At 73.6% G+C, this 24,891-nt stretch carries 24 protein-coding genes; 14 read left to right on the forward strand and 10 right to left on the reverse strand.

Going from position 1 to position 24,891, the window contains the following annotated elements; genetic code table 11:
* Nucleotides 1–55: 55 nt before the first annotated feature.
* The 3 genes from ACTMS0_RS01560 to ACTMS0_RS01570 all read right to left on the reverse strand — a co-directional run bounded on the left by ACTMS0_RS01560 (nt 56) and on the right by ACTMS0_RS01570 (nt 1,912).
* A complete protein-coding gene (locus tag ACTMS0_RS01560) occupies nt 56–679 on the reverse strand; it encodes a TrmH family RNA methyltransferase (RefSeq protein ID WP_441153258.1) in 624 nt (207 codons plus the stop codon).
* Between the two features lie 35 nt (nt 680–714).
* A complete protein-coding gene (locus ACTMS0_RS01565; protein WP_441153259.1) occupies nt 715–1,269 on the reverse strand; it encodes a hypothetical protein in 555 nt (184 codons plus the stop codon).
* A 127-nt stretch (nt 1,270–1,396) separates the two neighbouring features.
* On the reverse strand, nt 1,397–1,912 hold the full coding sequence (locus ACTMS0_RS01570) for a MaoC family dehydratase (protein WP_155329015.1): 516 nt from the start codon (nt 1,910–1,912) through the stop codon (nt 1,397–1,399).
* Nucleotides 1,913–2,462: 550 nt separating this feature from the next.
* Between ACTMS0_RS01570 and trxA the strand changes: the two genes are divergently transcribed.
* Nucleotides 2,463–2,825: a thioredoxin gene (trxA, locus tag ACTMS0_RS01575; protein WP_441153260.1), complete on the forward strand. Its 363-nt coding sequence runs from the start codon at nt 2,463–2,465 to the stop codon at nt 2,823–2,825.
* A gap of 82 nt (nt 2,826–2,907) precedes the next feature.
* Here the strand turns inward: trxA and ACTMS0_RS01580 are convergent, their stop codons facing one another.
* The 3 genes from ACTMS0_RS01580 to ACTMS0_RS01590 form a co-directional block, all read right to left on the reverse strand.
* Nucleotides 2,908–4,377 carry a hypothetical protein gene (locus tag ACTMS0_RS01580; RefSeq protein WP_441153261.1) on the reverse strand — a complete coding sequence of 490 codons (1,470 nt, stop codon included), beginning with the start codon at nt 4,375–4,377 and terminating at the stop codon, nt 2,908–2,910.
* Nucleotides 4,374–6,230, reverse strand: coding sequence for a dynamin family protein (locus ACTMS0_RS01585; protein WP_441153262.1), 1,857 nt, complete (start codon nt 6,228–6,230; stop codon nt 4,374–4,376). Before ACTMS0_RS01585 ends, ACTMS0_RS01580 begins: the two co-directional genes overlap by 4 nt.
* Before the next feature lie 114 nt (nt 6,231–6,344).
* Nucleotides 6,345–7,244 (reverse strand): IniB N-terminal domain-containing protein, encoded by a 900-nt coding sequence (locus tag ACTMS0_RS01590; protein ID WP_441153263.1) that lies wholly within the window; start codon nt 7,242–7,244, stop codon nt 6,345–6,347.
* Nucleotides 7,245–7,538: 294 nt separating this feature from the next.
* Between ACTMS0_RS01590 and ACTMS0_RS01595 the strand changes: the two genes are divergently transcribed.
* From ACTMS0_RS01595 to ACTMS0_RS01630, 8 genes are read left to right on the forward strand one after another with little or no spacing between them, the layout of a single operon-like run.
* Nucleotides 7,539–8,801: an Hsp70 family protein gene (locus ACTMS0_RS01595; protein WP_441153264.1), complete on the forward strand. Its 1,263-nt coding sequence runs from the start codon at nt 7,539–7,541 to the stop codon at nt 8,799–8,801.
* A gap of 11 nt (nt 8,802–8,812) precedes the next feature.
* A complete protein-coding gene (locus tag ACTMS0_RS01600) occupies nt 8,813–11,356 on the forward strand; it encodes a LuxR C-terminal-related transcriptional regulator (RefSeq protein WP_441153265.1) in 2,544 nt (847 codons plus the stop codon).
* Nucleotides 11,353–13,245, forward strand: a complete 1,893-nt coding sequence (locus tag ACTMS0_RS01605) for a nitrate- and nitrite sensing domain-containing protein (protein WP_441153266.1) — start codon at nt 11,353–11,355, stop codon at nt 13,243–13,245. The genes ACTMS0_RS01600 and ACTMS0_RS01605 overlap by 4 nt, the downstream gene beginning before the upstream one ends.
* A complete protein-coding gene (locus tag ACTMS0_RS01610; protein WP_441153267.1) occupies nt 13,223–13,600 on the forward strand; it encodes a DUF742 domain-containing protein in 378 nt (125 codons plus the stop codon). The genes ACTMS0_RS01605 and ACTMS0_RS01610 overlap by 23 nt, the downstream gene beginning before the upstream one ends.
* 58 nt (nt 13,601–13,658) lie before the next feature.
* The gene (locus ACTMS0_RS01615; protein ID WP_441153268.1) at nt 13,659–14,381 is read left to right on the forward strand and encodes a cellulose binding domain-containing protein; all 723 of its coding nucleotides are present in this window, start codon (nt 13,659–13,661) and stop codon (nt 14,379–14,381) included.
* Nucleotides 14,382–14,428: 47 nt separating this feature from the next.
* A complete protein-coding gene (locus tag ACTMS0_RS01620) occupies nt 14,429–16,297 on the forward strand; it encodes an intein-containing Rv2578c family radical SAM protein (RefSeq protein ID WP_441153269.1) in 1,869 nt (622 codons plus the stop codon).
* 23 nt (nt 16,298–16,320) lie between these two features.
* Complete coding sequence (locus tag ACTMS0_RS01625) at nt 16,321–17,046, forward strand: hypothetical protein (RefSeq protein WP_441153270.1); 726 nt, start codon at nt 16,321–16,323, stop codon at nt 17,044–17,046.
* A 22-nt stretch (nt 17,047–17,068) separates the two neighbouring features.
* Nucleotides 17,069–17,476 carry a CoA-binding protein gene (locus tag ACTMS0_RS01630; RefSeq protein WP_441153271.1) on the forward strand — a complete coding sequence of 136 codons (408 nt, stop codon included), beginning with the start codon at nt 17,069–17,071 and terminating at the stop codon, nt 17,474–17,476.
* Between the two features lie 19 nt (nt 17,477–17,495).
* On the opposite strand, the gene ACTMS0_RS01635 is transcribed toward ACTMS0_RS01630, so the two are convergent.
* Nucleotides 17,496–17,876 carry a hypothetical protein gene (locus tag ACTMS0_RS01635; RefSeq protein ID WP_441153272.1) on the reverse strand — a complete coding sequence of 127 codons (381 nt, stop codon included), beginning with the start codon at nt 17,874–17,876 and terminating at the stop codon, nt 17,496–17,498.
* 368 nt (nt 17,877–18,244) lie between these two features.
* Here ACTMS0_RS01635 and ACTMS0_RS01640 point away from each other — a divergent pair, with 368 nt between their 5' ends.
* Nucleotides 18,245–18,979: a hypothetical protein gene (locus ACTMS0_RS01640; protein ID WP_441153273.1), complete on the forward strand. Its 735-nt coding sequence runs from the start codon at nt 18,245–18,247 to the stop codon at nt 18,977–18,979.
* 52 nt (nt 18,980–19,031) lie between these two features.
* Here the strand turns inward: ACTMS0_RS01640 and ACTMS0_RS01645 are convergent, their stop codons facing one another.
* The gene (locus ACTMS0_RS01645; RefSeq protein ID WP_441153274.1) at nt 19,032–20,228 is read right to left on the reverse strand and encodes an acyl-CoA dehydrogenase family protein; all 1,197 of its coding nucleotides are present in this window, start codon (nt 20,226–20,228) and stop codon (nt 19,032–19,034) included.
* Between the two features lie 171 nt (nt 20,229–20,399).
* On the opposite strand from ACTMS0_RS01645, the gene ACTMS0_RS01650 reads away from it, so the two are divergent.
* The gene (locus tag ACTMS0_RS01650; protein WP_441153275.1) at nt 20,400–20,933 is read left to right on the forward strand and encodes a DUF4190 domain-containing protein; all 534 of its coding nucleotides are present in this window, start codon (nt 20,400–20,402) and stop codon (nt 20,931–20,933) included.
* 32 nt (nt 20,934–20,965) lie between these two features.
* Here the strand turns inward: ACTMS0_RS01650 and ACTMS0_RS01655 are convergent, their stop codons facing one another.
* Entirely contained in the window at nt 20,966–21,841 is an 876-nt protein-coding gene (locus ACTMS0_RS01655; protein ID WP_441153276.1) for an SDR family NAD(P)-dependent oxidoreductase, read from the reverse strand.
* A gap of 118 nt (nt 21,842–21,959) precedes the next feature.
* On the opposite strand from ACTMS0_RS01655, the gene ACTMS0_RS01660 reads away from it, so the two are divergent.
* A complete protein-coding gene (locus ACTMS0_RS01660) occupies nt 21,960–22,502 on the forward strand; it encodes a DUF4190 domain-containing protein (RefSeq protein WP_441153277.1) in 543 nt (180 codons plus the stop codon).
* A gap of 63 nt (nt 22,503–22,565) precedes the next feature.
* Here ACTMS0_RS01660 and ACTMS0_RS01665 read toward each other — a convergent pair whose 3' ends face one another.
* On the reverse strand, nt 22,566–23,522 hold the full coding sequence (locus tag ACTMS0_RS01665; RefSeq protein WP_441153278.1) for an HpcH/HpaI aldolase/citrate lyase family protein: 957 nt from the start codon (nt 23,520–23,522) through the stop codon (nt 22,566–22,568).
* Between the two features lie 130 nt (nt 23,523–23,652).
* On the opposite strand from ACTMS0_RS01665, the gene ACTMS0_RS01670 reads away from it, so the two are divergent.
* Entirely contained in the window at nt 23,653–24,477 is an 825-nt protein-coding gene (locus ACTMS0_RS01670) for an SDR family NAD(P)-dependent oxidoreductase (RefSeq protein ID WP_441153279.1), read from the forward strand.
* Between the two features lie 22 nt (nt 24,478–24,499).
* Complete coding sequence (locus ACTMS0_RS01675; RefSeq protein WP_441153280.1) at nt 24,500–24,889, forward strand: hypothetical protein; 390 nt, start codon at nt 24,500–24,502, stop codon at nt 24,887–24,889.
* Nucleotides 24,890–24,891: the final 2 nt, after the last annotated feature.

Below are 24,891 nucleotides of genomic sequence, written 5' to 3' on the forward strand. Positions count from 1 at the left end.
TAGAGCCACGCCGTCAAGCGGAGCGCCCGTTTCGGTTCACCTGATGCTGATCGGCTCATGCCGGCGGCGGTCCGGCGTACGCGCGGATCCAGGCGTGCATGGCGATGCCGCTGGCCACGCCGGCGTTGATCGACCGGGTGGAGCCGTACTGGGCGATCGAGAAGAGCTGGTCGCAGGCCGCGCGGGCGACGTCGGAGAGGCCCGGCCCCTCCTGCCCGAACAGCAGCACGCAGCGCCGGGGCAGCGTCGTGGTCTCCAGCGGCCGGGAGCCGGGCAGGTTGTCGATGCCCACCACGGGCAGCCCCTCGCCGGCCGCCCAGGCGACGAAGTCCCCGATCGTCTCGTGGTGCCGGACGTGCTGGTAGCGGTCGGTCACCATCGCGCCCCGCCGGTTCCACCGACGCCGGCCGACGATGTGGACCTCGGCGGCGAGGAACGCGTTGGCGTTGCGGACCACCGTGCCGATGTTGAGGTCGTGCTGCCAGTTCTCGATAGCCACGTGGAAGTCGTGCCGGCGCCGGTCCAGATCCGCCACGACGGCCTCGCGCCGCCAGTAGCGGTACCGGTCGACCACGTTGCGCCGGTCACCGGCGGCGAGCAACTCCGGGTCGTACCGCGGATCGTCCGGCGGGTCGCCCTCCCACGGGCCCACACCGACGTCGAACTGGTCATCCGTCACGGACACAAGAGCGTACGACCAGGAACCGCGACCGGTCAGCGCAGGCCCAGCGCGCCGCCGAGCCGGTCGAGGAACCGGCGGTCGGCGGGATCCGGGAACCCGTCCCCGCCCGGCTCCGCCCGGCACACCCGGGCCGCGACCGACTGCACCCACTGCCGGTACGCGGCGGAGTCGGCCGGGTCGGCGCGCCGATCGAGCACCCGGACCGCGGCCCGGGCGGCGGCGAGCAGGTCCAGCAGGGCCTGTGTCGACGGCCCGGCGCGACCGGGTTGTGACGTCGACACCGGCCCTGGATCCGTGAACCGGACGGCCGGCAGCGGCGCGCCGTCGTGGCGGGCGTAGATCGCGGCCACCACGGCGCGGACCAGGTCGCTGTCGAACGCCCGACCGGCCGCGACGGCGTCGAGCCCGGCCAGACCGGCGGTGATCCCGCGCCCCGGACGCCCCGGGCCCGCGGCGGCGGCGGCCACCACGACGCGGCCGGGCAGGGTGGTGAGTAGTTCCCACTCGGCGGCGGAGTAGACGGCGGTGGTCAGCGGTGCGGCACGACGGCCGGCAGAGGACGGCTCTCCGGCGACGGAGTGGCTCATGGGGACCTCCGGCGTCAGCATATGCCCCGGTTCACCGGACAGGGCCCCTTCCATCCGCAAACGCCGGAATGGGCCCCGCCGGACCGGGCAGCGCCGCGCGCGCCCGGCCCGACCAGGTACGCGCGCCTCAGCGCGGCTCGGGGAAGCTCGGCCGCTCCGGGTCGACGCCCTCGGGGACCGCGGCCGCCGCGTACTCCTTCTTCGGCACCATGACCTTGCGCCGGAAGACGCACACCAGCGTGCCGTCCTGGTTGTAGCCGCGGGTCTCGACGGCCACCACGCCGCGGTCCGGCTTCGAGGAGGACTCCCGCTTGTCCAGCACGGTGGTCTCGCCGTAGATCGTGTCGCCGTGGAACGTGGGAGCGACGTGGCGCAGGGACTCGATCTCCAGGTTCGCGATCGCCTTGCCGCTGACGTCCGGCACCGACATGCCGAGGAGGAGCGAGTAGATGTAGTTGCCGACCACCACGTTCCGCTTGAACTGGCTGGACGTCTCGGCGTAGTGGGCGTCCATGTGCAGCGGGTGGTGGTTCATGGTGAGCAGGCAGAAGAGGTGGTCGTCGTACTCGGTGACCGTCTTGCCCGGCCAGTGCCGGTAGACCGCGCCGACCTCGAACTCCTCGTAGTAGCGGCCGAACTGCATCCTTGTCCCCTTCGACGGGCGGCGATGGAGTTCGGCACAGCATGCCTTATGAAGTGTTAAGGCGATGCGCGGGGCGGTGGCGGCCGGGAAATGTCACACCGGCGTCGACCCGGGGGGAGACGCAATGAGCGGCGGGGCCCTCCCCGGCACCCGCCGCCCACGCTCTGATGCGGAAGATTCTGCCCCACCCGGCCTTCGCCGGACAGAGACGGGGATCACATTTATCCTTTTGTAACACTACCCTGGGTCACTGAGATCACTTCCGTCCGCGATCTCCGGTGAGGGGTAGCCGCATGTCAAGCATGAAGTTACCGATTCGTAACGGCCAATGCATTCGATCTCTATGGGAACGCTCCCATTACGGGTGGTCACGCAAGTGCGACCTGCACTTGCGTCCCGCATCCCACCCGCCACCGACGACCATCGATGACGATGATCGGCGCGCGGGCCACGTACCCGGAGCGTTTCAGCCCTACCGGGACGGGAATTCGACGAGGTACGCCCTGGTTCCACCAGACGTAGCTATTCCGCGGTGATCGGAGAGATTCCCATGGCAACCGTTGAGCTGACCACGGCAAACTTCGACGAGACGACCGGCCGCGACGGCACGGTGCTGGTCGACTTCTGGGCCGACTGGTGCGGCCCCTGCAAGCGGTTCGCCCCGGTCTACGAGCGCTCCTCGGAGAAGCACCCGGACATCGTCTTCGGCAAGGTCGACACCGAGGCGCAGCAGGAGCTGGCCGCGAAGTTCGACATCCGCTCCATCCCGACCATCATGGCGATCCGCGACGGCGTCATCGTGTTCGCGCAGCCGGGCGCGCTCCCCGAGTCGGCCCTGGAGAACCTGATCGAGCAGGTCGAGGCGCTCGACATGGAGGACGTCCGCAAGAAGCTCGCCGAGCACAAGCACTGATCCGGCACACGGACGACGGCCGGGCCCGACGGGCCCGGCCGTTGCTCGTTTCCCGACGGACGGGGAATCAGCGCCGCGGCCGTCACCGGCCGCCGGCGGCCAGGGTGGCCAGGATCCCCTCGCAGCTGCGCACGACCACCTGGGCGCCGCGCCGTTGGGCGAGGCGGAGCAGCGGATCCTCCGCCCGCTCCCGCCATCGCCACTGCGCGTCGGCCGCGACCTGCCAGAGCTGGTGCGCCGGGGCGTCGTGCTCGAAACCGAGCCGGGCGGCGAGGCCCACACCGTCCCCGCCGACCAGTCGACGCGCCTCCGCGGTCAGCTCCGCGTCGAAGCCGACCCCGGTACCGCGCAGTGCGGCGAGCAGGCGCAGCTCCTGGAACTCGTGCGCCCCGGCGAGGATCCGCTCGGTCGAGCCGAGCAGCTCGCCGGTGCCGGGGCCCGGCTCGGTCCGCAGCAGCTCCTCCAACGCGACCAGTGCCGAGCGCGCCTTCAGCGTCTCCTGCCGGTCGATGAAGAGCCGGCTGACGGACTCCCGCAGCTCGGTCAGGCCGCTACGTCGGATCAGCTCCGCGGAGAGCTTCACCCGGCTGTCGCAGCCCGTACGCACCAGGGTCGTCGCCAGCCGGACCCCGAAGAGCCCCAGCCGGTCCAGCAGGGCGGCGCGCTGTGCGGCGTCCACGCGTACGGGCGGCTCGCCGCGGAGGAAGCGCTCGGCGGAGAGCAGGTACGCCTCCAGCTCCGTCCGGGGAACGCGGGCCAGCTCCGCCAGCGCGGCGAACTCGGACCCGGTGAGCAGCCGCCCGGCCAGCCCCACCAGACCGCTGACGGCCAGCACGTTCAGGGACAGCGCCCCGATCGCCGGGTCACGGTGCAGCCGCCGGGCGACCTGGCGGGCGGTCAGCAACGCGTCGACGCGTCCGCCGCCGACCTCGTCGGCACGGGACAGCACCAGCATCGTGTTCACCGGGGCCGACTGCCCGGTGGCGCTGTCCCGGGCGGCACTCAGCACCCGCAGGTCGGAGCCGCGACCGTCGCGGGTCAGGTAGAGCACCGCGTCCGCCTCGCGCAGCACCCGGTCCAGAACCGTCGCCCGACCGTGCTCGTCCGGCCCGGTGACCGGCGGCGTGTCGATCAGGGTGAGCTGCCGCAGCGCCCGGGTGGGCCACCGGACCACGATGTCGCGCAGCTCCCCCGCTCGCCACCCGGCCAGGTCCACCCGCATCCCGGTCGGGGACTTGGCGACGGTCAGGTCCTGCGGCGGGTGGCCATTCGAGTAGGCCGTGGCGTGCGGGCGATCGCCGTCCTCGTACCAGGTGAAGAACGTGTCCCCGTCCGCTCCCTCGACCGGCGCGACCTCCTCGCCCATGATCGCGTTGAGGAGCGTGGACCGGCCGGACCGCCACGGCCCGGCGATCGCCACGCGCAGCGGCTGCTCCAGCCGGGCCAGTTCCCCCCGCAGGCGAGCGGTGGCCCGGGGGTCGTCGCGGTAGAGCTGGAGCGCGCGGTGCAGCAGGGCCCACACCTCCTCCGCCAGGGTGGTTCCGACCGTCACGTCAGGCGTTCCAGCGGTGCGGAGGCCGGCCGTCCCACGGCGAGCTGCTGGGCCTGCTCGTAGAGCGTGGCCAGCCGGGTCATCTTCAGCCGGATCTCCCGGTGCCGCTGGTCGCGGACGGCCGCGTCGGTGTCGGCCGCCGCCTTGGCGCTGCGCAGCGAGCGGATGATCCCCTCCTGAAGCTCCTCGGTCAGCGCGGCGAAGTGGTCCCGCAGCATCCGCTGCACCTGTCGGGCGGTGTCGCGGCGGTCCCGGGTCGCGCGGACGAAGAAATCGTCGACGTGCCGCTGCACGGCGGCCTTGACGGTGGACTGGCGGCGGCGGAGCAGCTGCCTGCTCTCGTCGTGGATGCTCTTGCCACCGAACAGCGCACCGGCACCGATCGACACCGGGTTGATCATCGGCATGCCGGCCAGCGTCAACGCCAGGCCGAACATCAGCAGGCCGCCGTACGAACCCTTCATCCCCGTCATGACCTTCTGCGTGGCGGTGAACCGGTCGACCCGGGGGCGCTCCATCTCCGGAAGCTGTTCCGCCAGGTGCTCCGGCACCACGGCGGACCACGGCGGCAGGACGTCGTGGCCGTACCTGGCGAACTGGGCGGCCACGCGGCGGGCGACCCAGTCGCAACGCTGGACCAGCCACTCCCGGTTCGCCTCCGCCGCCTCGACGAGGCTGCTGTCCAGCCACTCCTGGAAGGTGTCCCAGGCGGTCAGGGGGTCGGCGGAGTCGAACGCCTCGTCGACCGTACGCAGGATCTCCCGGATGCGGTCACGCAGGTCGTACTCGAGGTCCGAGATGAGATCGGTCATCTCGTCGGCGAGCGTGTTCTGCCATCGGGTGGAGCACCGGCGCAGCTCGTCGACCTCCCGCTGGGCGGCGTGCAGCCGGGAGATCGGGCCGGAATCCTTCTCGGCCTCCCGGCTCTCCAGTTCGGCGCGCAGCGGCGCGGCGAGCTGTTCCAGGACCGTACGCGCGGTCAGGCCGACCGCCGCACGGGCCAGCAGGTCCGGCTTGCCGGCCAGATCCCGTCGCAGCCGGGCGATCAGCGCCGGGAATCCGGACTCGGCGTTGAGGGCGCGGTCGTCGGTGGCGGCTGCCCGCAGGCGCAACGCGGCCGAGACAGGGATCAACGGAGCCGGGATGCCGGCCTCGGCCAGGTGCTTCCGGTTCCGCTCGGCGACCGCGCGCCAGTCCGGCACCAGATCCGTCCGGGTCTGGATCACCACCACGTTCGGATGCGACCGGGTGACGTGCAGCAGCATGTTGAGCTCGGCGACGGAGAGCTCCCGGGTCGAGTCGGAGACCAGGAGCACGGTATCCGCCCGGGCCAGCGCGGCGGCCGGGACGCCCGCCCCGATCCCGGTCACCTCGTCGGTGCCGGGCGTGTCCACCAGCACCAGCCCCGCCTTGAGCAGGGCGCGCGGCAGTCCGATCTCGACATACGCGGGACCGCCTCCGGCGTGCCGGCCGAGCGTGCCGGCGACCCCGGCGGCGATGCGGTCCAGCGGCACCGGGGTCCGCTCGGCATTCGCCGGTACGGCGCCGACCGCAGGCCGTACGGCGGCGGCGGGGTCCTCGACGACGGTCGCCACCGGCGCCTCCGCGTACCCGACGACGGTCGGCAGGACGGTCGTGACGCCGTCGCCGACGGGACACACCGGAGCGTTGACGATGGCGTTGACGAGTTGGCTCTTGCCCTGCTTCGGCTCACCGACGACCAGTACGCGAAGCGTCGGGTCCAGCAGCTGGACCCGCTTCCGGCGCACGGCCTGGAGCAGGTCTCCCCGGCCGTACGCCTGACACGTACGGCCGATCTCGTCCAGGACGTCCAGCCAGATCCCCGCGATCACCGCAACAAGTGTGCTGGTTTACACGGAATTTTCAAGAGGGATCAGAAAAGGACCGGGTGGAGGGCCGGATCGGGATGGGTGACCCGGCCCTCCGTTCCCCTCCCGCAGGTGCGGTCAGAGCAGCCCACCGGTGATGTCCAGCAGACCGCCGTCGGTGGAGGCGCTGGCCCCGCCGGTCACGCCCTCGTCACCCCGCACGTTGGCGCCGAGACCGGCGTCCACGCCGCCGACCGTGCCGGTGACACCGGACAGGACACCGTCCACCTGCTGCGTGACACCGCCCACCGTGGACTGCACGTCGACCGACGACACCGCACCGGTGACCGTGCGGTCCACGCCGAGCCCCTCCAGGGTGTCGCCGACGCCGAGCGACCCGACGACGCCGTCGACCTGGGCCTGGGTGCCGGGGAGGACGCCCAGGTTGCCGCCGAGCAGGCCGTCACCGTACTGCCCGTAGTCGGAGCCGAGCGTGCCGTCGACCGCGCCCACCGTGCCCGTGACGTCCCCGACGACCGGGTCCGCGACCGTGTCGACGGCGCCGACGACGTCGGCGTCCAGGGTGTGCGTGACGTCGTGCACCCCGGTCAGGTCGGTGGAGAGGCCGGTCGGCCCCACGCCCAGGCCGATCCCCGGCAGCACGGTCGCGCCGGCGGAGACGGTGCCCGGGTCGACCGCGATGGCCCCGAGGACACCGGCCTTGACGTCCACGCCGCTGTACGAGGTGCCGACGCTGATCTGCTGCGTCACCGCCTGCAACTGGCCCACCACGTCGGTCGCGTCGGTCACCAGCGGGTCGACCCCGACCTGCTCGGTCGTCGACGCGAGCGGCACCAGACCCTGCACCGGGGCGTAGTCCACCACCAGCGGCACCACGTCCTGGACGTCGGCGGCGGTGATGTCGGTGAGGCCCGCGGCCTGCAGCGCACCCTCCGGGTCCAGGTCGAAGGCCGCCCGGGCGTCGGGGTCGGTGAGCAGGTTGAGTACGAAGTCGTGCAGCGTCTGGTGCGAGTCCATGTGCCCGTTCTCCTCGACGTAGCGTTCCAGCGATCGTTCGCCGGAAGCGACGATATGGACAAGAGGCGGCGCGGGACATCGGGGACGCGCCCGCAACCCGGCCCGCGGCGCCGGGGGTCCCGGGGATCCTCCGTTAGGGGGGATGGGGGATCCGGGACGGCCAGAGTTAGGGTCTCGACGCCGGAGTGATCTCTGGTACGAACGTAGGAGCCCCCGGGAGGTCACCGGGGTGGGCCGTCGGGTGCGAGGGCACCGTCGCTGTCGGCCCGGCCAGCTCGCGCCGGAAAGAAGCGAATGTCGTACGTCCTGGGGATAGATATCGGAAACACGAACACGGTCGCCGCGGTCGCCCGGCGGCAGGGCGCGACGTGGGCCCGTCCGGAGGTGATCGCCCTGGACGGCCGGTCGACGACCATGCCGTCGGTGCTGCACCTGTCGGGCGACGGGTCGCTCACGGTCGGTGAGCCCGACCGGGCGGACCCGACCCGCACCGCACGCTGTTTCCTCCGCCGGGTCGGCGACGAGGTGCCCCTGCTCCTCGGCGGCGAGGCGTGGCCCCCGCACACGCTGACCGCCGTACTGACGGCGTGGGTGGTCGAGCGGGTGGCCGGTACCGAGGGCGGCCCGGCGGAGGCGCTGGTGGTCAGCCATCCGTCGAGCTGGGGGCCGTACCGGCGGGACCTGCTGCACCGGGCGCTGCGGGATCTCGGCCTGCCCCACGTAACCTTGCTGCCCCGCGCCGTGACCGTGGCGGAGAGCCACGCCGCCCGGGGTGTCGCGGACGGAACGGCGGCCGTCTACGCCCTCGGCGGCGAGACGTTCGAAGCGGCGCTCGTGCGGCGGACGCCGTACGGCACGTACGAGACGTTCGGCCGCCCGCAGGCGCTGGACACGGTCGGCGGCGTCGACTTCGACGAGGCGCTCGCCGAGCACGTACGGACCGTGCTCGCCCGGGACCTCGCCGCCGTCGACCCGCTCGACGCACCGACGGTCCTGCGCACCCTCCTGCCGCAGTGCGAGTTGAGCAGACGTGAGCTCAGCCTGGGTGACGAGGTGGACGTGCTGCTGGCCCTGCCGGCCGGCACCGTCCGGGTGCCGGTGACCCGCCCGCAGTTCGAGACCATGATCCGGCCGGCCGTCCGGGCGACGGTCGACCTGCTGGTCCACGCCGTCCACACCGCCGGGCTGACCCCGGCCCAGCTCGACGGTGTCCTGCTCGCCGGGGGGTCCAGCCGGATCCCGCTGGTCGCCGACCTGCTCACCGCCGCCCTCGGGATCCCGGTCGAGATGGAACCGGACCCGCACCACACGGCCGCCGTCGGGGCTGCGCACGCCGCGTGCCAGGTGATCTCGCCGTCGCCCCGGCCCGGCCCGCCACGGGAGGCCCCTCCCGCCGACACCCGGTACGTCGCAGAGGCGCTCGGGCCCCTACGCGGTGATCGCCACCCGGCGGTGCCGGACGAACCACCACCCCGCCCCCCGGTCCGGACCGCCCCGCTGGAACTGCCAAAGGCGTCCCGGCTCACCCGGATCAGGGCACGCGGACGCGAAGGATGACCATGATGATCATGAGCAGCACACGCCCCTCGCGGCCGGTGCCGGGTACCGCCCCGCACGCCCTGCTCGAGGCGGTCGTGGCGGATCCCCACGCGCCGCTTGCGCTCGTGCTGACCGCCCCGGGCGGTTACGGCAAGACCTTTCTCCTCCAGGAGCTGACCCGGATCCACCGGGAGGCCGGGATCCCGGTGCTGACCTCCGTACCGGACGCGGGCACGCCGATCGAGCCGGAGGCGGTGGTCCTGGTCGACGACGCTCACCTGCTCGACGAGCCGCGGCTGCACGCGCTGCGGGACCTCGCCGCGGCGGGCCACCGCGTAGTCGTCACCCACCGGCCCTGGCCACGCCGCGCGGACCTGCTCCAACTCACCGGCACGCTCCGGCGGCAGGTGCCCCCGCTGCTGCCCTTCACGCGCGAGCAGACCGCCGCCTGCCTCGCGGCCGTGCCCGGGCTGGACCGGCGACCCGACCTCGTCGACTTCGTGCACCGGCAGACCGGCGGGGTTCCCCGGGACGTGCTGCGGCTGCGCCGCGCCCTGAGTGAAGGGGACCGGGAACCGGAGGTCCCGAGCCAGCCGCCGCGGTCCGCCCTCCTGGAACTCGGCCCCGACCTGGCCGGCGTGAGCCCGGACGCCCGCCGGCTCCTGCTCGCCGCCGCCGCGGGCGTCACCCTGTCGGTGGACCTGCTGGGCGAGCTGCTCGGTTGTGGGCCGGAGGCGGTGGACGACCTGGTCGCCGAGACCGTGGCCGCCGGGCTCCTCGGCGCGGACCAGCAGATCACACCCCTCGTCCGGCGGGCGGCCGTCGCGCTCTCCCCCGCCGCCGACCGGACGGCGGTGTGGCGCCGGCTGGCCGAGTCGCAGCTCGCGCGGGGCGGTCCGCTGCTTCCCCTGGTCCGCGCCATCGCGCCCGTCGGCGGCACCGACGCGTGCCCGGCACCGGTGCTGACCGCCGCCGCGGAGGAGGCCCTCGCCGAGGAGCCCGCGCTCGCGGCCCAACTGCTCGCGTCGGCCACGGCGGCCGGGCACCCGGCCGGCGCCCGGCAAGCTCTCGCCGCCGCTCTCGCCGGCGACCTGGACGCCGCCCTCCGGCTGGCCGACCGGCTGCTGGCGACCGCCCCGACCGAGCGGGCGGAGGCGGCACTGGTCGCCGCCACCGCGCTGGCCCATCGGGGCCAGGCGCGCCGCAGCGTCGAGCTGTACCGCTGGTCGGGAAGCCCGTCGTCGGTCGCGTTCGCCGCCGTCGGTGCGCTCGCCACCGGGCGGCCCGAGGCGGACGCGCCCGCGACCGACGACACCGGCGCGCCACCCACCCTGCACGGCAGCGCCGCCCGGCTGATGGCCGAGGGGGTACGCGCCAGCATCGACGGCCCGCCCACCGCCGCCCTCTCCACGCTCGTGCAGGCCGCGGCGCTGCTGGAACCCGGCGGCCGGGCGGTCCTCCTGCCGGACAGCCCGGCGGCCCTCGCCGCGTTGACCGGGATGCACTGCGGTGAGCTGGACATCGCCGAGGGCGTCCTGCACCGTGCGGTGGCCAGCGGCGTCGGCGGGCCGCTGATGGTCCCCCGGCACCGGCTCCTGCAGGCCTGGATCGCGATGATCCGGGGCCGTACGGTCGTCGCCGCCGGCGCGCTCGCCGAGATCGGGGCCGGCCGGGCGCTGGAGTCGAGGGACCTGCTCTTCGCCACCGCCCTGGAACTCGGCGTCGCGCGGCGCAACAGCGACCTCGCCGGGCTGCAACGCGGCTGGGGGCGCGCGCTGGAGGCGGTCGTGCGGCACCCGGTCGACCTGTTCACCCTCCTGCCCCTCGGCGAGCTGGCCGTGGTCGCGGCCCGGCTCGGGGACCTGCCCCGGCTGGCGCCGTACCTGCGGGAGGCGCGCGAGCTGCTCGGCCGGCTCGGTGACCCGCCTCTGTGGAGCACGCCGCTGCACTGGAGCGGGCTGCACGCCGCGATCCTCGCCGACCAGCCCACGGTCGCCGACGAGCACGTGGCCGCGCTGCTCGCCACGGCGGACCGGAGCCGGTACGCCGCGGTGGTCGCCGCCGCCGGGGCGAGCTGGGTCGAGGTGCTACGCGGATCGGTCGATCCGGCGCGCGTGGAGGCGGCCGCCCGCGGGTTGCACGACGTGGGGCTCCGCTGGGACGCGGCCCGGCTGGCCGGCCAGGCCGCGATCCGTACGGCCGACCGGAGGGCGATGACGACGCTGCTGGACTGCGCCCGGATGTTCCAGGAACGGCCGCTCACCCAACGGGGCGGCCAGCGGCCGGCGGCGGCCGGCGGGGCGAACGCGGAGACCGGCACCGCCGGCCCGCGGCACCGCCTCAGCGAACGCGAACAGGAGGTGGCGGAGCTCGTGGTCGCCGGGTTGACCTACCGCGAGATCGGGGACCGGCTCTTCATCTCGGCCAAGACGGTGGAGCACCACGTGGCCCGGATGCGGTCCCGGCTGAACTGCGCGACCCGCGCCGAACTGCTGGCGCTGCTGCGGACCGCCGTGGCGGACCGTTCGAGCGGCGCCGGCGGTGGAGTCTGGCCGGAGCGGAGGACACCGTGAACCCGACCCACGACCGCGATATCCGGACGCGCCTGCTCGCCCTGGCGGCCCTGCTGCTCGTGCTCTGGTCGTACGCCGCCTACCTGACCAGCCGGGACACCGCCGACATGCTCCGGGTCCGGGCTGTCGCCGGGGGCCTGGGGCAACCGGCCGACCGGCTGATCCTCGCCCTGCAGGCCGAGCGCCGGCTCACCATCGGCGCGATCGCTCGCGCGGAGCCACCGATCACGCTCGCCGGCGTCCGCGCCGGCACGGACCGGGCGGTCGCCGGGGTGGAGACCGGTCGGGACGCGCTCAGCCTCCGCCTGCTCGGCGGCGGCGAGGCCCGGAACCGGGCCGACGAACTCGCCGCCCGGCTGCGCGAGCTGGGCGGTCTCCGGTCCCGGATCGATGACGGGCAGGTCGACTGGGCCGACGCGGCCGCCCGCTACGACGGCCTGGTCGACGCCGCCTTCGCGGTCTACGGGCCGGCGTGGAGCACGCGGGAGAGCGAGCTGGCGACCGAGACCCGTGCCGTGGTGGCCCTCGCCCGTGCCCGCGAGCTGCTCGCTCGGCAGGACACCGTGCTTACCGGCGCGCTGGCCGGCGGACTCGCCCCCGAGGACCGCCGGCACCTGGCCGGGCTGGTGGCCATCCAGCGGCACGCCCGTGCCGAGGCCGCCGCACAACTGCCCGCCGACGGGCGGGACGACTACCGGCGGCTGGTGGAGAGCCCACGGTTCAGCGGTCTGCTCCTGGCCGAGGACCGGCTGACCGGCACCGACGCCACGCCCACCGAGGAGGCCTGGCGCTCCGGCGTCGAGCCGGCTCTCGGCGGGCTCGACGAGGTGGTCCGCAGCGCCGCCCGGCGCAGCGTCGAGCGGGCGGGCGTGGACGCCGCGATCGCGCTCGGGTGGGCCGGTGCCGTCGTGGGCCTCGGGCTGATCACCGTGCTCGGGGTGCTCTGGGGCTGGGCGCGGGCCGTACGGCCGCTGACCGGGACCGCGTCCGGCGCGACGTCGGCCCCGCGGGAGCTGTTCCTCCAGCTCACCCGGCGCAACCAGGGCCTGTTGCGGGCGCAGCTCGACCTGCTGGACGAGATGGAGCGACGCGATCGCGCCCCGGAGGACGCGGCCGACCTCTTCCGCCTGGATCACCTCACGACCCGGATCCGGCGGAACGTGGAGAAGCTGGTCACCCTCGCCGGCGGGACTCCGGCTCGGCGGTGGCGCCGGCCGGTACCGCTGCTGGACGTGGCGCGGGGCGCGATGGCCGAGGTGCCCGACTACGAGCGGGTGCTGGTCGCGCCGCACTGGCCGTGGGAGCTGGCGGGACCGGCCGCCACCGACGTCGTGCACCTGCTCGCCGAACTGATCGAGAACGCCCTCGCGTTCTCGCCGGCGAACACCACCGTACGGGTCACCGGCGTCCCCGCCGGCGAGAGCTGCCGGGTCGTCGTCACCGACGACGGACCGGGCCTGCCGGCCGACCTGCGCGCGGAACTGGAGGGCCTGCTGGCCGATCCCCCGCCGGACGTGCCACCCGGACGGGCGGGTCTGTACGCCGCCGCGCACCTCGCCGCCCGCTGCGGCGCCACGATCTCCCTGTGCCCCGGCCGGCGTGGGGGTACCGAGGCCGTCGTGGACCTCCCCGCGTCCCTGGTGACCCCGGTCGGCGCACCCGCCCGGTCGAACGGGCGCGTGCCGCAGCCGACCGACCGGAGCGGCGCGCCGGATCAGCCGCCGGATCAGCCGCCGGGTCGGGCCCAGCCGTCGGCGCAGCCGTCCGTCGGGCCCGCGACCGTCGAGATGCCCGCCGCGACGGCGGGCGGACCGACCGACCCGGTGTACGCCACACCGGCTCCCACGGCCACGAACGGAGACGCCGGTGGACCGCTCCGGAGACCGTGAGGAGGCCTGGTACGACGAGGACGCCGGTCCGATGGCGCGCGCGTACACGGTGACCCGCGGCCGGACGGTCCCCGCTGGACGGTTCGACCTGATCGCCCTGGTCGTGGCCCGGCCCGGTGCGGTCGTGCCGGAAGGCCTCTTCCCCGAGCACCGGGAGATCGTGCGGCGCTGCCGGCAGCCACTCTCGGTGGCGGAGGTCGGCGCGGTGCTCGATCTGCCGGTGGGCACCGTCCGGGTGCTGCTGGGTGACCTGGTGGAGGCCGGGCTGGTCGAGACGCGGGAACCGTCCTCGCTCGGCGAGCGGCCGTCCATGGAACTGCTCACCGCGCTGCTCGCCGGACTTCGCTCCCTGTGACCGGTCGGACGACGACGGACCCGGGGACGCCTCCGGCGGAGAACTGAAGGGTAAGGACGTGCCGGCATCACCGCGCGAGCCACGGCGGACCGTGGCCATCATCATTCTCGACTGGCTCGTGGCCGCGGCCGGTTCCGTCGCGCGCGCCCTGGGCGGCCGGGACGGCTCCCGCGCCGTGTGGGTGGCCGTCGCCGCGTCGCTGGGCGTCGTGGCGGCGACGGCGGTCTCGGTCGTCCTGGTGCTGCGCGCACCGGAGCGGCTGGCGCCGGTGGCACTCGATCCGCCACCGGACGTGGCCGTCGTGGAGCCGCCGCTGGCCGGAACGCCCGGACGGGAGGCGAGCCCGGCCTCGACCCGGCCCGCACCGGCCCGCAGCGACCCCTCCCGAACGACACCGTCGACGCGCCCCTCGGCCACCCCCGCGCCGTCCTCGGCCGCGGCCCCGACACGCCCCGCGCTGACCGCCGCGTTCGCCGTCACGGACACCGCCCTGCTCAGCTACCGGGCCGCGGTGACGATCGGCAATCCGGGCAGCGGTCCGGTGCCGAGCTGGACGTTGGTGATCACGCTGCCGGAGGAGTCCACCGACGTCACCGCCGTCGAGGGCGCGCGGGTGAGCCGCGACGGCGCGACGTGGACGTTCGTCCCGGACGGTCCCGCCGGGCAGGTGCCCGGCCAGGGCTCCGTACGCGTGTCGTTCCGGGTCGCCGACTCCTCGATCAGCTCGTTGCCGACGGCCTGCGCGATCGACGGTGCGGCCTGCACCGGACTCTCCGACTGACCGGGCGGTCCTTGCGTTCGGCTCGTACACGTGTTCGAATATGGGTCATGCGCTGGGACAACCTCTCCGCTCCCCCGGACGAGGGTCGTCCCGACGGGCCAGCGCCAGCGACGCCACCCCTGCCGCTGGCGCTGCCCGGCGCGATCGCCCGCACCTTCGACACGCCCGGCTTCGCGGGGATGATCTTCTACGAGGTGCGCGCCAAGTCGATCATCAACCGGGTGCCCGGCGCCTCCCGCGTCCCCTTCGAGTGGACGATCAATCCGTACCGCGGCTGCAGCCACGCGTGCGTCTACTGCGTCTCGGGCGACACGCCGATCCTCATGGCCGACGGCCGGACGCGGGAGCTCCGCGACGTGGAGATCGGTGACCGGATCTTCGGCACCGAGCGCCGGGGCGGGCGCCGCCGCTACGTCGTCACGACCGTGCGCGCCAAGTGGTCCACGGTCAAACCGGCGTACCGGTTGACGTTGGACGACGGCACGACCCTGGTGGCGAGCGGTGACCACCGGTTCCTGTCCGACGAGGGCTGGCGATACGTCGCCCCGGGCGCGGGCCGCCGGCGGCGGCTGATGCCGGGCGAGCGGCTGCTCGGCACCGGCTCGTTCGCCGACGGTCACAAGGACTCCGCCGACCACCACCGCGGATACCGCTGGGCGACCTCGGTCGACCGACCGCCTCGGTCGGGCCCGGCCGGAGAGCGGGGAGACAAGCCGGACGCGCCGACCGACGAATGGCTGCTGGGGCTTCTGGCCGGGGCGTACGACCAGGCCGGCCGGTCCAACAGTGGCGCGCTGCGCATCGGCCTGTCGGACGGCGACCTGTTCCACGAGGTTTCCGCGGCACTCGAGCACTTCGGCTTCACGTTCGTCCGGGAGGACCACAACCTCCCCGGCGGGCCGCGACAGGTCCGGCTGACCGGCGGGCTCCGTGAGCGCCTGCGGTTCCTGCACCTGACGGGGACCTCGTCGGGGCGGCTCGTCGAGGGGGCACCGGTGCCCCGCGTCGCGGCACCGCGCGTCACCAGCGTCGAGCCGCTCGGGGTCGAGCTGCCACTGATCGACATCACCACCGGCACCGGGGACTTCATCGCCAACGGCGTGGTCAGCCACAACTGCTTCGCCCGCAACACCCACACGTACCTGGACCTGGACGCGGGGGCGGACTTCGATCGCAAGGTGATCGTCAAGGTCAACGCGGGTGAGCTGGTACGTCGCGAGCTGGCCGCGCCCCGCTGGCGTGGCGCGCACATCGCCATGGGCACCAACGTGGACTGCTACCAGCGCGCCGAGGGCCGCTACCGGCTCATGCCGCAGATCATCGGTGCTCTGCGGGACTTCGCGAACCCGTTCTCGATCCTCACCAAGGGCACGCTGATCCTGCGCGACCTGCCCCTGCTGCGCCAGGCCTCCGAGGTGACGCGGGTCGGTCTCTCGTACTCGGTCGGTTTCGTCGACGAGCGGCTGTGGCGGGCGGTCGAGCCGGGCACCCCGAGCCCCCGCCGCCGACTGGACGCGGTCCGCCAGCTCACCGACGCCGGGTTCGCCGTCGGGGTGCTGATGGCGCCGATCCTCCCGGGGCTCAGCGACGACGGCGAGTCGATCGACGCCACGGTGGCGGCGATCGCCGCCGCCGGCGCCGTCAGCGTGACACCGCTGGCACTGCACCTGCGCCCCGGCGCCCGGGAGTGGTATGCGCGCTGGCTCGGCCGCGAGTTTCCCCACCTCGTCCCCCGCTACCGGGAGCTCTACCGCTCGGGGGTGTACGCCCCGCAGTCGTACCAGCGCGAGCTCACCGCGCGGGTGCGGATCGCGGCGCGCCGGCACGGCCTGCACCGGGGCGAGCGCGGCGACAATCGCGAACTGCCCGACCCGAAGCCCGCGCCCCCGGCCGCCGAGCAACTGTCGCTGCTCTAGCCGACCGCCGCTACGCTGCCGCCGTGCGGGAGATCATCGACGCCGCCCTGCGGCGACAGCGCCAGGCCGCCACCGGTGCCGTGCTCCTCGGCGCCCTCCTCGGGCTTCTCGCCCTGCGGTGGAAGGACGACGACGTGGCCGGGCTCCTGGCGACGGCCGCCCCGCTGGGCGCCCTGTTCGCCTACTACGGATTTTTCCGTCGACCGAGCCGGGCCGGGCTACGACAGGCACCCGACCGCTCCGCGTTCTACGCGCCGCCGCGCGGTGCTGTGACGTTCCTGTCCGTGTTCCTCGCGTGGCTGCCTTTCCAACTCGTCTGGTACGGCGGCCGGTGGGAGCGGGACTCCCTCTGGTGGATGCTCCTGCTGGGCTCGGTGGCCGCCGTCGCCGTGGTCGGGCACCGGCAATGGACGCGGCTCCCGCTGCTCCGGATCACCCCCGACGGCGTCGCCTCCGACGGGCCGCAGCGCGCCATGGTCGTACCCTGGTCGGCGCTGGACCCTCTCGGGCCGCCGCCGGCGAGGGAGCACGACAGCGAGCTCCGCCTGCCCCTCGCCCGCACCGAGCAGGTCACCCGGCGCCTCCGCCGCCGGACCGAGGAGCGGGTGTGGCTGCGTGACCTCGACGTGGCGCCGCCGCTCCTGGCCGGCGCGATCAACCACTACCTGCGCCACCCCGAGCACCGCGCGGCGATCGGGACGCCGGAGGAGTACGCGCGGCTGCGTCGCGCGCTCGGCGGCGCGCCCTGACCGTCGGGGTTAGAGTCGACGGGTGCGCTCACCTCAGCAGATCCTCGCCGATTCCGCCGTGATCGCCGTCGTGGGCGCGTCCCGCGACCCCCGAAAGGCCGCGCACAGCGTGCCGTCGCAGATGCAGCGGTACGGCTGGCGGATCATCCCGGTGAACCCGACCGCCGACGAGCTGTTCGGTGAGCCCGTCTACCGTTCGTTGTCCGACATCCCGCACCCGGTCGACCTGGTCGACGTGTTCCGGCCGGCCGAGGACGCGGTGGAGGTCGTCCGCGAGGCGGTGGCGATCGGCGCTCCGGCGGTCTGGTTGCAGCTGGGCATCGTCTCGCCGGAGGCCCGCCGGATCGCGACCGAGGCGGGCATCGACTACGTCGAGGACCGCTGCCTGATCGTGGAACGCGCCGCCGCCGGCCTGACCCGCCTGGGCTGACGCGCCGTACGGCTGGGGGTCAGGGCCGTACGGTGATGTTCGTCTCCGGGTAGCGCGGTGCCAGCACCACCCGACCGTCGGGATTGGCCGCCAGCAACCACCCCTCGGTGACGGGGCGGCCGGGCGGGCCGTAAACCGGGGGCAGCTCGACCAGCGGGATCCGCCGTGGCCGGTCGCAGCGGAGGTCCCCGCAGACCAGCAGGACCGCACGCCGGGGTGCGGGGGCCGGCGCGCCCACCTGGAGTCGTACGCCGCTCGGGGGCATCTCCTCGATGCCGAGGCCGTAGGTCCCGCCCGCTGGTCGGTCGATCGTCGTCACCGGCTCGCCGACGCACAGCTCTCCGGGACAGCCGACGATCTCCTCGGCGTGCAGCAGGGCCAGGTCCTCGTCGGTCGGCATGCCGGGGAGCCGGGTACGCCGGCCAAGCCCGGCGCATCGCGTGCCGCACACCCCCGCCCTCGCCGATGACGACGAGTGCCACGGTCACCGCCCAGGTCCAGCCCAACGCGGTGAATCCGGCGCTGACCGGATCGGTGGGGGCGAGGACGAGAAGCCCGTTGACCACACGGGACTGTTCTCCGTGCACGAGGAGCGGCCACACCGTCTGGAGCAGCGACAACGGTACGAGGACGAGCACCAGCGACAGGAGCAGCGAGCGGCGCGCGGCGTAGGGCACGGCCGCACGGTAGCGCCCCGCCACCGCCACCGCTGCCCGCCCACAGCCGGGAGTAGATCAGCGGTGGGGCGGTGGTCGTACTCTTCCGGGCATGCAGGGGTCGGGCGCGGCGGGGCTCTGGGGGCGGCGGGTCGTCGCCGGGCTGGTCGGCGCCGGGGCGAGTGGGGTGGCGGCGGTCGTCGTGGCGCGGATGCCGGTGGACACGACCGACGACGAGGCGGTCGGCCTCGTCGTCTGGCTGCTCACGGGCGCCCTTCTGCTGCTGTCGCGGGAGCGGCGGCCGCGGCGCCGGGCCCGGCTGGTGTGGCGGGCCCGGGTCGCGGGTCTGCACGGCGTCGAGCCGGGACTGGTCGGACGGCGGTCGGTGGCCGGGTGGGCCGAGGTCGCGCGCGAGATGCTGCTGCCCATCCTGCTGGCCCTGATGCTGGTGGCGTGGCTGCCCGGCCAAGAGTGGAGCGGGTGGGCGCGCATCGTGGTCGCGGTGGGCGTGGGCGTGCTCGTCGGACGGATGGCGTACGACGTGGCCCGGTTCACCGGCGCGGTGGCGTTGACGGCGAGCGGTATCCGGCAAGGCCGCCGGCAGGTCGCGTGGGTGACCGTCGACCAGACCCTGCTGCGCCGGAGCCATGGTCACGTCGACGGCGTGTACCTGCGGACAGTATCGGGGCGGCGGGTCCCGCGCTCGCACACCGTCGGCGGTCGTACGGTCGCCGTGCCGGACGAGCGGCTGCGGGCCGCCATCGACCACTACCGGGGGCGGCCCGAGATGCTGGCGGTCGGGCTGCCGGTGGAGGCGCCCGAGCCCGCAGCCCAGCCGCCTGGTTAAGAAGGGACCCCTCCTCTACCGGAGGCGTTAAGAAGGGGCCCTTCCTTTCACGTCAGAGCTTGTACTCCTTGAGGAGACCGCGGGAGATGATCGTCTTCTGGATCTCCGAGGTGCCCTCGCCGATGAGCAGGAACGGCGCTTCCCGCATCAGGCGCTCGATCTCGTACTCCTTGGAGTAGCCGTAGCCGCCGTGGATGCGGAACGCCTCCTGGACGACCTCGGCGCAGTATTCGGAGGCGAGCAGCTTGGCCATGCCGGCCTCGACGTCGTTGCGCTGGCCGGCGTCCTTGAGCCGGGCGGCGTTGACCATCAGGGCGTGCGCCGCCTCGATCTTCGTACCCATCTCGGCGAGCTTGAACGCGACGGCCTGGTGCTTCGCGAGCGCCTGGCCGAAGGTGCGGCGCTGCTGGGCGTACGCGACAGCCAGCTCGAAGGCCCGGATGGAGATGCCGCAGGCGCGGGCGGCGACGTTGACCCGGCCGACCTCGATGCCGTCCATCATCTGGTAGAAACCGCGGCCGAGATTGTCGGCACCACCGAGGATCGCCGACTCCGGCACGGTGACCCCGTCGAGCACCATCTCGGTGGTCTCGACGCCCTTGTAGCCCATCTTGTCGATCTTGCCGGGGATGGTGAGGCCGGGGGCGGTCTCGCCGAAGCCGGGCTCCTTCTCCAGCAGGAAGGTGCTCATGTTGCCGTAGACCGAGTCGGCCCCGGTGTCGGTCTTGACCAGCGTGGCCACCACCGAGGAGTACGCCCCGTTGGTCAGCCACATCTTCTGGCCGTTGATGACGTAGTTGTCGCCGTCGCGGACCGCCTTGGACTTGATCGCCGAGACGTCGGAGCCGCACTCCGGCTCCGACATCGAGAAGGCGCCCCGCACCTCGCCCGTCGCCATCTTCGGCAGCAGCCGGGCCTTCTGCTCGGCGGAACCGTGCTGCGAGATCAGGTACGCCACGATGAAGTGGGTGTTGACGATGCCGGAGATCGACATCCAGCCCCGCGACAACTCCTCGACCACCAGGGCGTAGGTCAGCAGGGACTCGCCCAGGCCGCCGTACTCCTCGGCGATGGTCAGGCCGAACAGCCCCATCTCCCGCATCCCGTCGAGGATGTCGGTCGGGTACTCGTCGGCGTGCTCCAGCCGCTGGGCGTTCGGGATGATCTCCTTGTCGGCGAACTCCCGGACGGTTTCCAGGATCGACCGCTGCACGTCGGTCAGGCCGGGCGTCTGGGCGAGTCGGGCCATCTCAGCCTCCGGGGGATCGGCGCATTACTCATGGGTAACTGAACGCTGGGTCAGTATCGGCCGCGCGGGCGGCGCCGCCAAGGTGACCAGTCCACACAACCGCTGTGAAAAGGTTCACCGCTGGGGGTAGCGTCCGGCAATAGGGACGTGATCCGGCAGGAGGAGGAGACCGTGAGCCAATCACCGCCACCGGATCCCGACCGGCCGCCGTCGCCCTGGGAGCAGCCCGCGCCGGGCCCGGAGCCGCAGCCCCAGGGGTACGACCCCACCCAGCCGCCGCCCCCACCGGGCTACGACCCCACCCAGCCGCCGCCCCCACCGGGCTACGACCCCAACCAGCCGCCGCCCCCACCGGGCTACGACCCCACCCAGCCGCCACCGGGGTACGGCCCCCCGCCCGGCGGCCAGCCGTACGGGCAGCAGTGGGGCGCGCCGCACGGCGGGTACGGGCCGCCCCCCGGCGGGGGCCGGGGGATGAACGTCCTGGCGATCCTCTCGCTGGTGTTCGCCTTCGTCTTCGCGCCCGCCGGAATCGTGCTCGGGCACCTGGCCAAGCGGCAGATCCGCACCAGCGGCGAGGAGGGCGACCAGCTCGCCACCTGGGGGCTGATCCTCAGCTACATCTTCACCGTGCTCGGCGTGCTCGTCTGCTGCGGATGGATCGCGCTGTTCGCGATCGCCGGCAACAACGGAACGACGTACTGACGCCGGAGCCGCCGACGACGGCTCCGGCACGGTCAGCGGAACTGCGCCTCGCGGACGCTGTTGCCGCCGTCCACCACCAGCATCTGCCCGGTGATGTACGACGCGGCCGGTGAGCAGAGGAAGGCGATCGCCGCCGCCACCTCGTCCGGTGTGCCGGGACGCCCGACCGGGGTGCCCAGGCCCTGCTTGATCTCCGCCATCGTCGAGGCGGCGGTGTGGATGGTGCCCGGGGCGACCGCGTTGACGGTCACCCCGTCGGCGATCATCTCCATCGCCAGCGCCCGGGTCAGCCCGACGACGCCCGCCTTCGCCGCCGCGTACGCGGCCTCGGTCGGCAGCGCGTTGACCGGGCCGGCGGTCGCCGCCAGGTTGACGATCCGGCCCCAGCCCCGCTCCGCCATCCCGCCGATGAAAGCCCGGCTGCACAGGAAGGCCGTGGTCAGGTTGCGGTCGATCTCGCCGCGCCACTCGTCGTAGCTGAGCTGGGCGACCGGCCGCAGCACCTCCGGGCTCGCCCGGCTGGCCAGGCCGGCGTTGTTGACCAGCACCTCCACGTCACCGAGCTGCTCGGCGACGGCGTCGGCCAGCGCGCCGACCTCCGACTCGTCGGTGAGGTCCGCGACGAAGCCGGTGATCCCCAGCTCGCCGGCCCGCTCGTGGATGCGGCGCGTGGTGGAGACGATGGCGACCCGGGCGCCGAGGTCGGCGAGGCGGCGGGCGGTCGCGTACCCGATGCCGTCCGCGCTGCCGGCCCCGGTGACCAGGGCGACCTTGCCGTCGAGCCGCATGGTGACCGGCTCCGGCAGGGGAGCCGGCTCGTCGTGATCGGCCGGCCGGCCGCGGCGGGCCAGACCGGGACGACTCGCGTCCCGTCTCGGTCGGCTGTCGGCTCTCGCGTCAATCGCCATGCCAGGATCCTGCCCGGTCACCGGGGTCCGGGCAACGCGGCACCCGGTGGCGGCGTCCCCGGGTTTGCCTCCGGGTGACTACCCTGACGGCTCACCCGTACTCGATGGAGAGCAGACGATGAGCTATCCCCCGCCGTCCGGCGGCTGGCAGGACCCGGCGTGGTCCGGTCAGCAGTCGACGCCTCCGGCCGACCCGACCCTCCCGGTGAGCGGTCAGCCCATTCCCACGCAGCCCACCGGCGGCGACCCGTACGCGCCGACCAACCCGTACGCGGGCGCGCCCGGCGACCCGTACGCGGGCCTCAAGCACGCCTCGGGTCAGCCCGCGCCGGACCCGTACGCGGCGGCCGGCTACCCGCCGCCGGCGTACCCCGGCTACGGCTACGCGCCACAGCGAACGAACAGCATGGCCATCGTGGCCCTGGTGCTGTCGCTGGTTGGCATCGCGTCCTGCATCACCGCGCCGATCGGCGCCATCCTCGGCCACGTGGCGCAGAAGCAGATCCGGCAGACCGGCGAGGGCGGCGAGGGCATGGCGAAGGCCGCCATCATCGTCGGCTGGATCCTGACCGGTCTCCTGGTGCTGCTGATCGCCTTCTACGTGGTGGTGATCATCTTTGCCATCGCCTCCGAGGGCGGCAGCAGTAGCAGCAGCTTCTGAACGGCGGCGGAAAAGCCGCGTGCCGCCCCGGTGAGCAACGGGGCGGCACGCGGGCGGGAGCGACTACTCCGACGGCGGGGTGAACGTCGAGGTGCGGGTCATCCCGGCCGCGCGGCCCTTGGCCGCGACCACCAGCGCCATCTTGCGGGACGCCTCGTCGATCATCTCGTCGCCGAGCATCACGGCGCCGAGCTTGCCGCCCGCCTCCGAGGTGTAGTGCTCGTACGCGTCGAGGATCAGCTCCGCGTGGTCGTAGTCGGCCTGGGCCGGCGAGTAGACCTCGTTGGCGGCGTCGATCTGGCCCGGGTGCAGCACCCACTTGCCGTCGAAGCCCAGCGCGGCCGAACGCTTGGCCACCTCGCGGAAGGCGTCGACGTCCCGGATCTGCAGGAACGGGCCGTCGATGGCCTGCTTGTCGTGCATCCGGGCGGCCATCAGGATGCGCATCAGGATGTAGTGGTAGGGGTCGCCCGGGTAGTCCGGGATCAGCGCGCCAACCACCAGCGACTTCATGTTGATCGAGGCCATGAAGTCGGCGGGGCCGAAGATGATCGTCTCCACCCGGGGTGACGCGGCGGCGATCGCGTCGACGTTCACCAGCCCGGCGGCGTTCTCGATCTGCGCCTCGATGCCGATCCGGCCGACCTCGAGGCCGAGCGTCTTCTCCAGCTGGGTGAGCGTCAGGTCCAGCCACTGCACCTGGGCGGCGTTCTGCACCTTCGGCAGCATGATGCAGTCCAGGTTGGCGCCGGCGCCCTCGACGATGTCGATGACGTCCCGGTACGTCCACGGGGTGGTCAGGTCGTTCACCCGGACCACGCGGGTCTTGCCGGCCCAGTCACCCTCGTTGAGCGCGGCGACGATGTTCTTGCGGGCGTCCGGCTTCGCGAGCGGGGCGACCGCGTCCTCCAGGTCGAGGAAGACCTGGTCGGCGGGGAGGCCCTGGGCCTTGTCCAGCATCTTGACGCTGGAACCCGGTACCGCGAGGCAGGACCGGCGGGGGCGACCGACTGCGGCCATGGATGCGCTCCTTCCAGCGTCCGGCGGGCATGCCGACGCCACCTGAACGTGAGATTCCGAGAACTTAACGATCCCAAAGGGCGTTGTGACGACACGGTAACCTCGTGCCGTGACCGGGGTGAATGGACCTGTGGAAGATCTCACTGGGCGTCGGCTGGTGGTGGTGACCGGGGCCAGCTCCGGCATCGGCCTCGCAGCCGCCGTCGACCTGGCCTGCCGCGGTGACCAGGTGGTACTGGTCGGGCGCGACCCGGCTCGCCTCCAGGCCGCCGCCGAGCAGGTGCGGGAGGCCACCGGCGAGCGTCCCGAGCTGTTCCGGGCCGACTTCGCGGTCCTCGACGACGTCCGGGGGCTGGCCGAGCGGCTGCGCGCGGCGTACGACCGGATCGACGTGCTGGCGAACAACGCCGGGGCGATCGTGCTCCAGCCGATCACCACCGTCGACGGGTTCGAGCTGTCGATCCAGGCGAACCACCTCGCGCCGTTCCTGCTGACCAACCTCCTGCGTGACCGGGTCGGCCGGATCGTGGTGACCGCCTCGGGCGCGCACCGCAGCGGCTCGCTCGACCCGGACGACCTCAACCGGCCGCTGCGCCGGTACCGCCCGATGAACGCGTACGGCACGAGCAAGCAGGCGAACATCCTGTTCACCGCCGAGGCGGCGCGCCGCTGGCCGGACATCCCGGCGTACTGCTTCCACCCCGGGGTGGTGCGGACGCGGTTCGGCAACGACAGCCGCCTGGTCGCGCTCGGCATGCGCCTGCTGCCGTTCCGCAGCCCGGAGAAGGGCGCGGAGACGCTGGTCTGGCTCGCCAACCAGGACCCGGACCGGCTGCGCAACGGCGCGTACTACATGGACCGCCGGTTGCGCCGGCCGCTGCCCAAGGCGGCCGACCGGCAGCTCGCCGCCCGGCTCTGGACGGCCAGCGCCAAGGCGGTCGGGGTCGGCGAATAGCGGCACTGCCATACTCCGCCGCATGACCTCCACCGGGAACGACACGCTGCGGGTGCTCGGCGCCGACAGGGACCTGGAGGAGCGGCTCAGCGCGGAACTGACCACCTCGAAGTCGCTGGTCACCGAACCGGCCGCCGCGGTGCGCCTGGTGGCGCTGGTGGAGCTGACCGCCGACGCGGTCGAGGCCGGTCGGGCGTACGAGGACCGCGTGCTCGGTCTGCTCGCGCGGCACGGCGGCCGGGTGGAACGCCGGCTGCGCACCGGCGACGGGCGTAGCGAGGTGCACGTCATCCGGTTCGACACGAGGGCGGGCTACGACTCGTTCCTCGCCGACCCGGAGCGGGTCGCACTGCGTGCCGATCTCGGCGACGCCGCCCCGACGAGCCGGGTCCTCGAGGTCCAGGAGGTCTGAAC

It is taken from the genome of Micromonospora sp. H33 (assembly GCF_052068455.1).
Taxonomy (GTDB): Bacteria; Actinomycetota; Actinomycetes; order Mycobacteriales; family Micromonosporaceae; genus Micromonospora.

Bases quoted from the DNA above. Each gene is read 5' to 3' on its own strand.
- ACTMS0_RS01565 (WP_441153259.1), bottom strand. From the start codon at position 1,269: ATGAGCCACTCCGTCGCCGGAGAGCCGTCCTCTGCCGGCCGTCGTGCC.
- ACTMS0_RS01570 (WP_155329015.1), bottom strand. From the start codon at position 1,912: ATGCAGTTCGGCCGCTACTACGAGGAGTTCGAGGTCGGCGCGGTCTAC.
- trxA (WP_441153260.1), top strand. From the start codon at position 2,463: ATGGCAACCGTTGAGCTGACCACGGCAAACTTCGACGAGACGACCGGC.
- ACTMS0_RS01590 (WP_441153263.1), bottom strand. From the start codon at position 7,244: ATGGACTCGCACCAGACGCTGCACGACTTCGTACTCAACCTGCTCACC.
- ACTMS0_RS01595 (WP_441153264.1), top strand. From the start codon at position 7,539: ATGTCGTACGTCCTGGGGATAGATATCGGAAACACGAACACGGTCGCC.
- ACTMS0_RS01600 (WP_441153265.1), top strand. From the start codon at position 8,813: ATGAGCAGCACACGCCCCTCGCGGCCGGTGCCGGGTACCGCCCCGCAC.
- ACTMS0_RS01620 (WP_441153269.1), top strand. From the start codon at position 14,429: ATGCGCTGGGACAACCTCTCCGCTCCCCCGGACGAGGGTCGTCCCGAC.
- ACTMS0_RS01635 (WP_441153272.1), bottom strand. From the start codon at position 17,876: ATGCCGACCGACGAGGACCTGGCCCTGCTGCACGCCGAGGAGATCGTC.
- ACTMS0_RS01640 (WP_441153273.1), top strand. From the start codon at position 18,245: ATGCAGGGGTCGGGCGCGGCGGGGCTCTGGGGGCGGCGGGTCGTCGCC.
- ACTMS0_RS01645 (WP_441153274.1), bottom strand. From the start codon at position 20,228: ATGGCCCGACTCGCCCAGACGCCCGGCCTGACCGACGTGCAGCGGTCG.
- ACTMS0_RS01655 (WP_441153276.1), bottom strand. From the start codon at position 21,841: ATGGCGATTGACGCGAGAGCCGACAGCCGACCGAGACGGGACGCGAGT.
- ACTMS0_RS01660 (WP_441153277.1), top strand. From the start codon at position 21,960: ATGAGCTATCCCCCGCCGTCCGGCGGCTGGCAGGACCCGGCGTGGTCC.
- ACTMS0_RS01665 (WP_441153278.1), bottom strand. From the start codon at position 23,522: ATGGCCGCAGTCGGTCGCCCCCGCCGGTCCTGCCTCGCGGTACCGGGT.
- ACTMS0_RS01675 (WP_441153280.1), top strand. From the start codon at position 24,500: ATGACCTCCACCGGGAACGACACGCTGCGGGTGCTCGGCGCCGACAGG.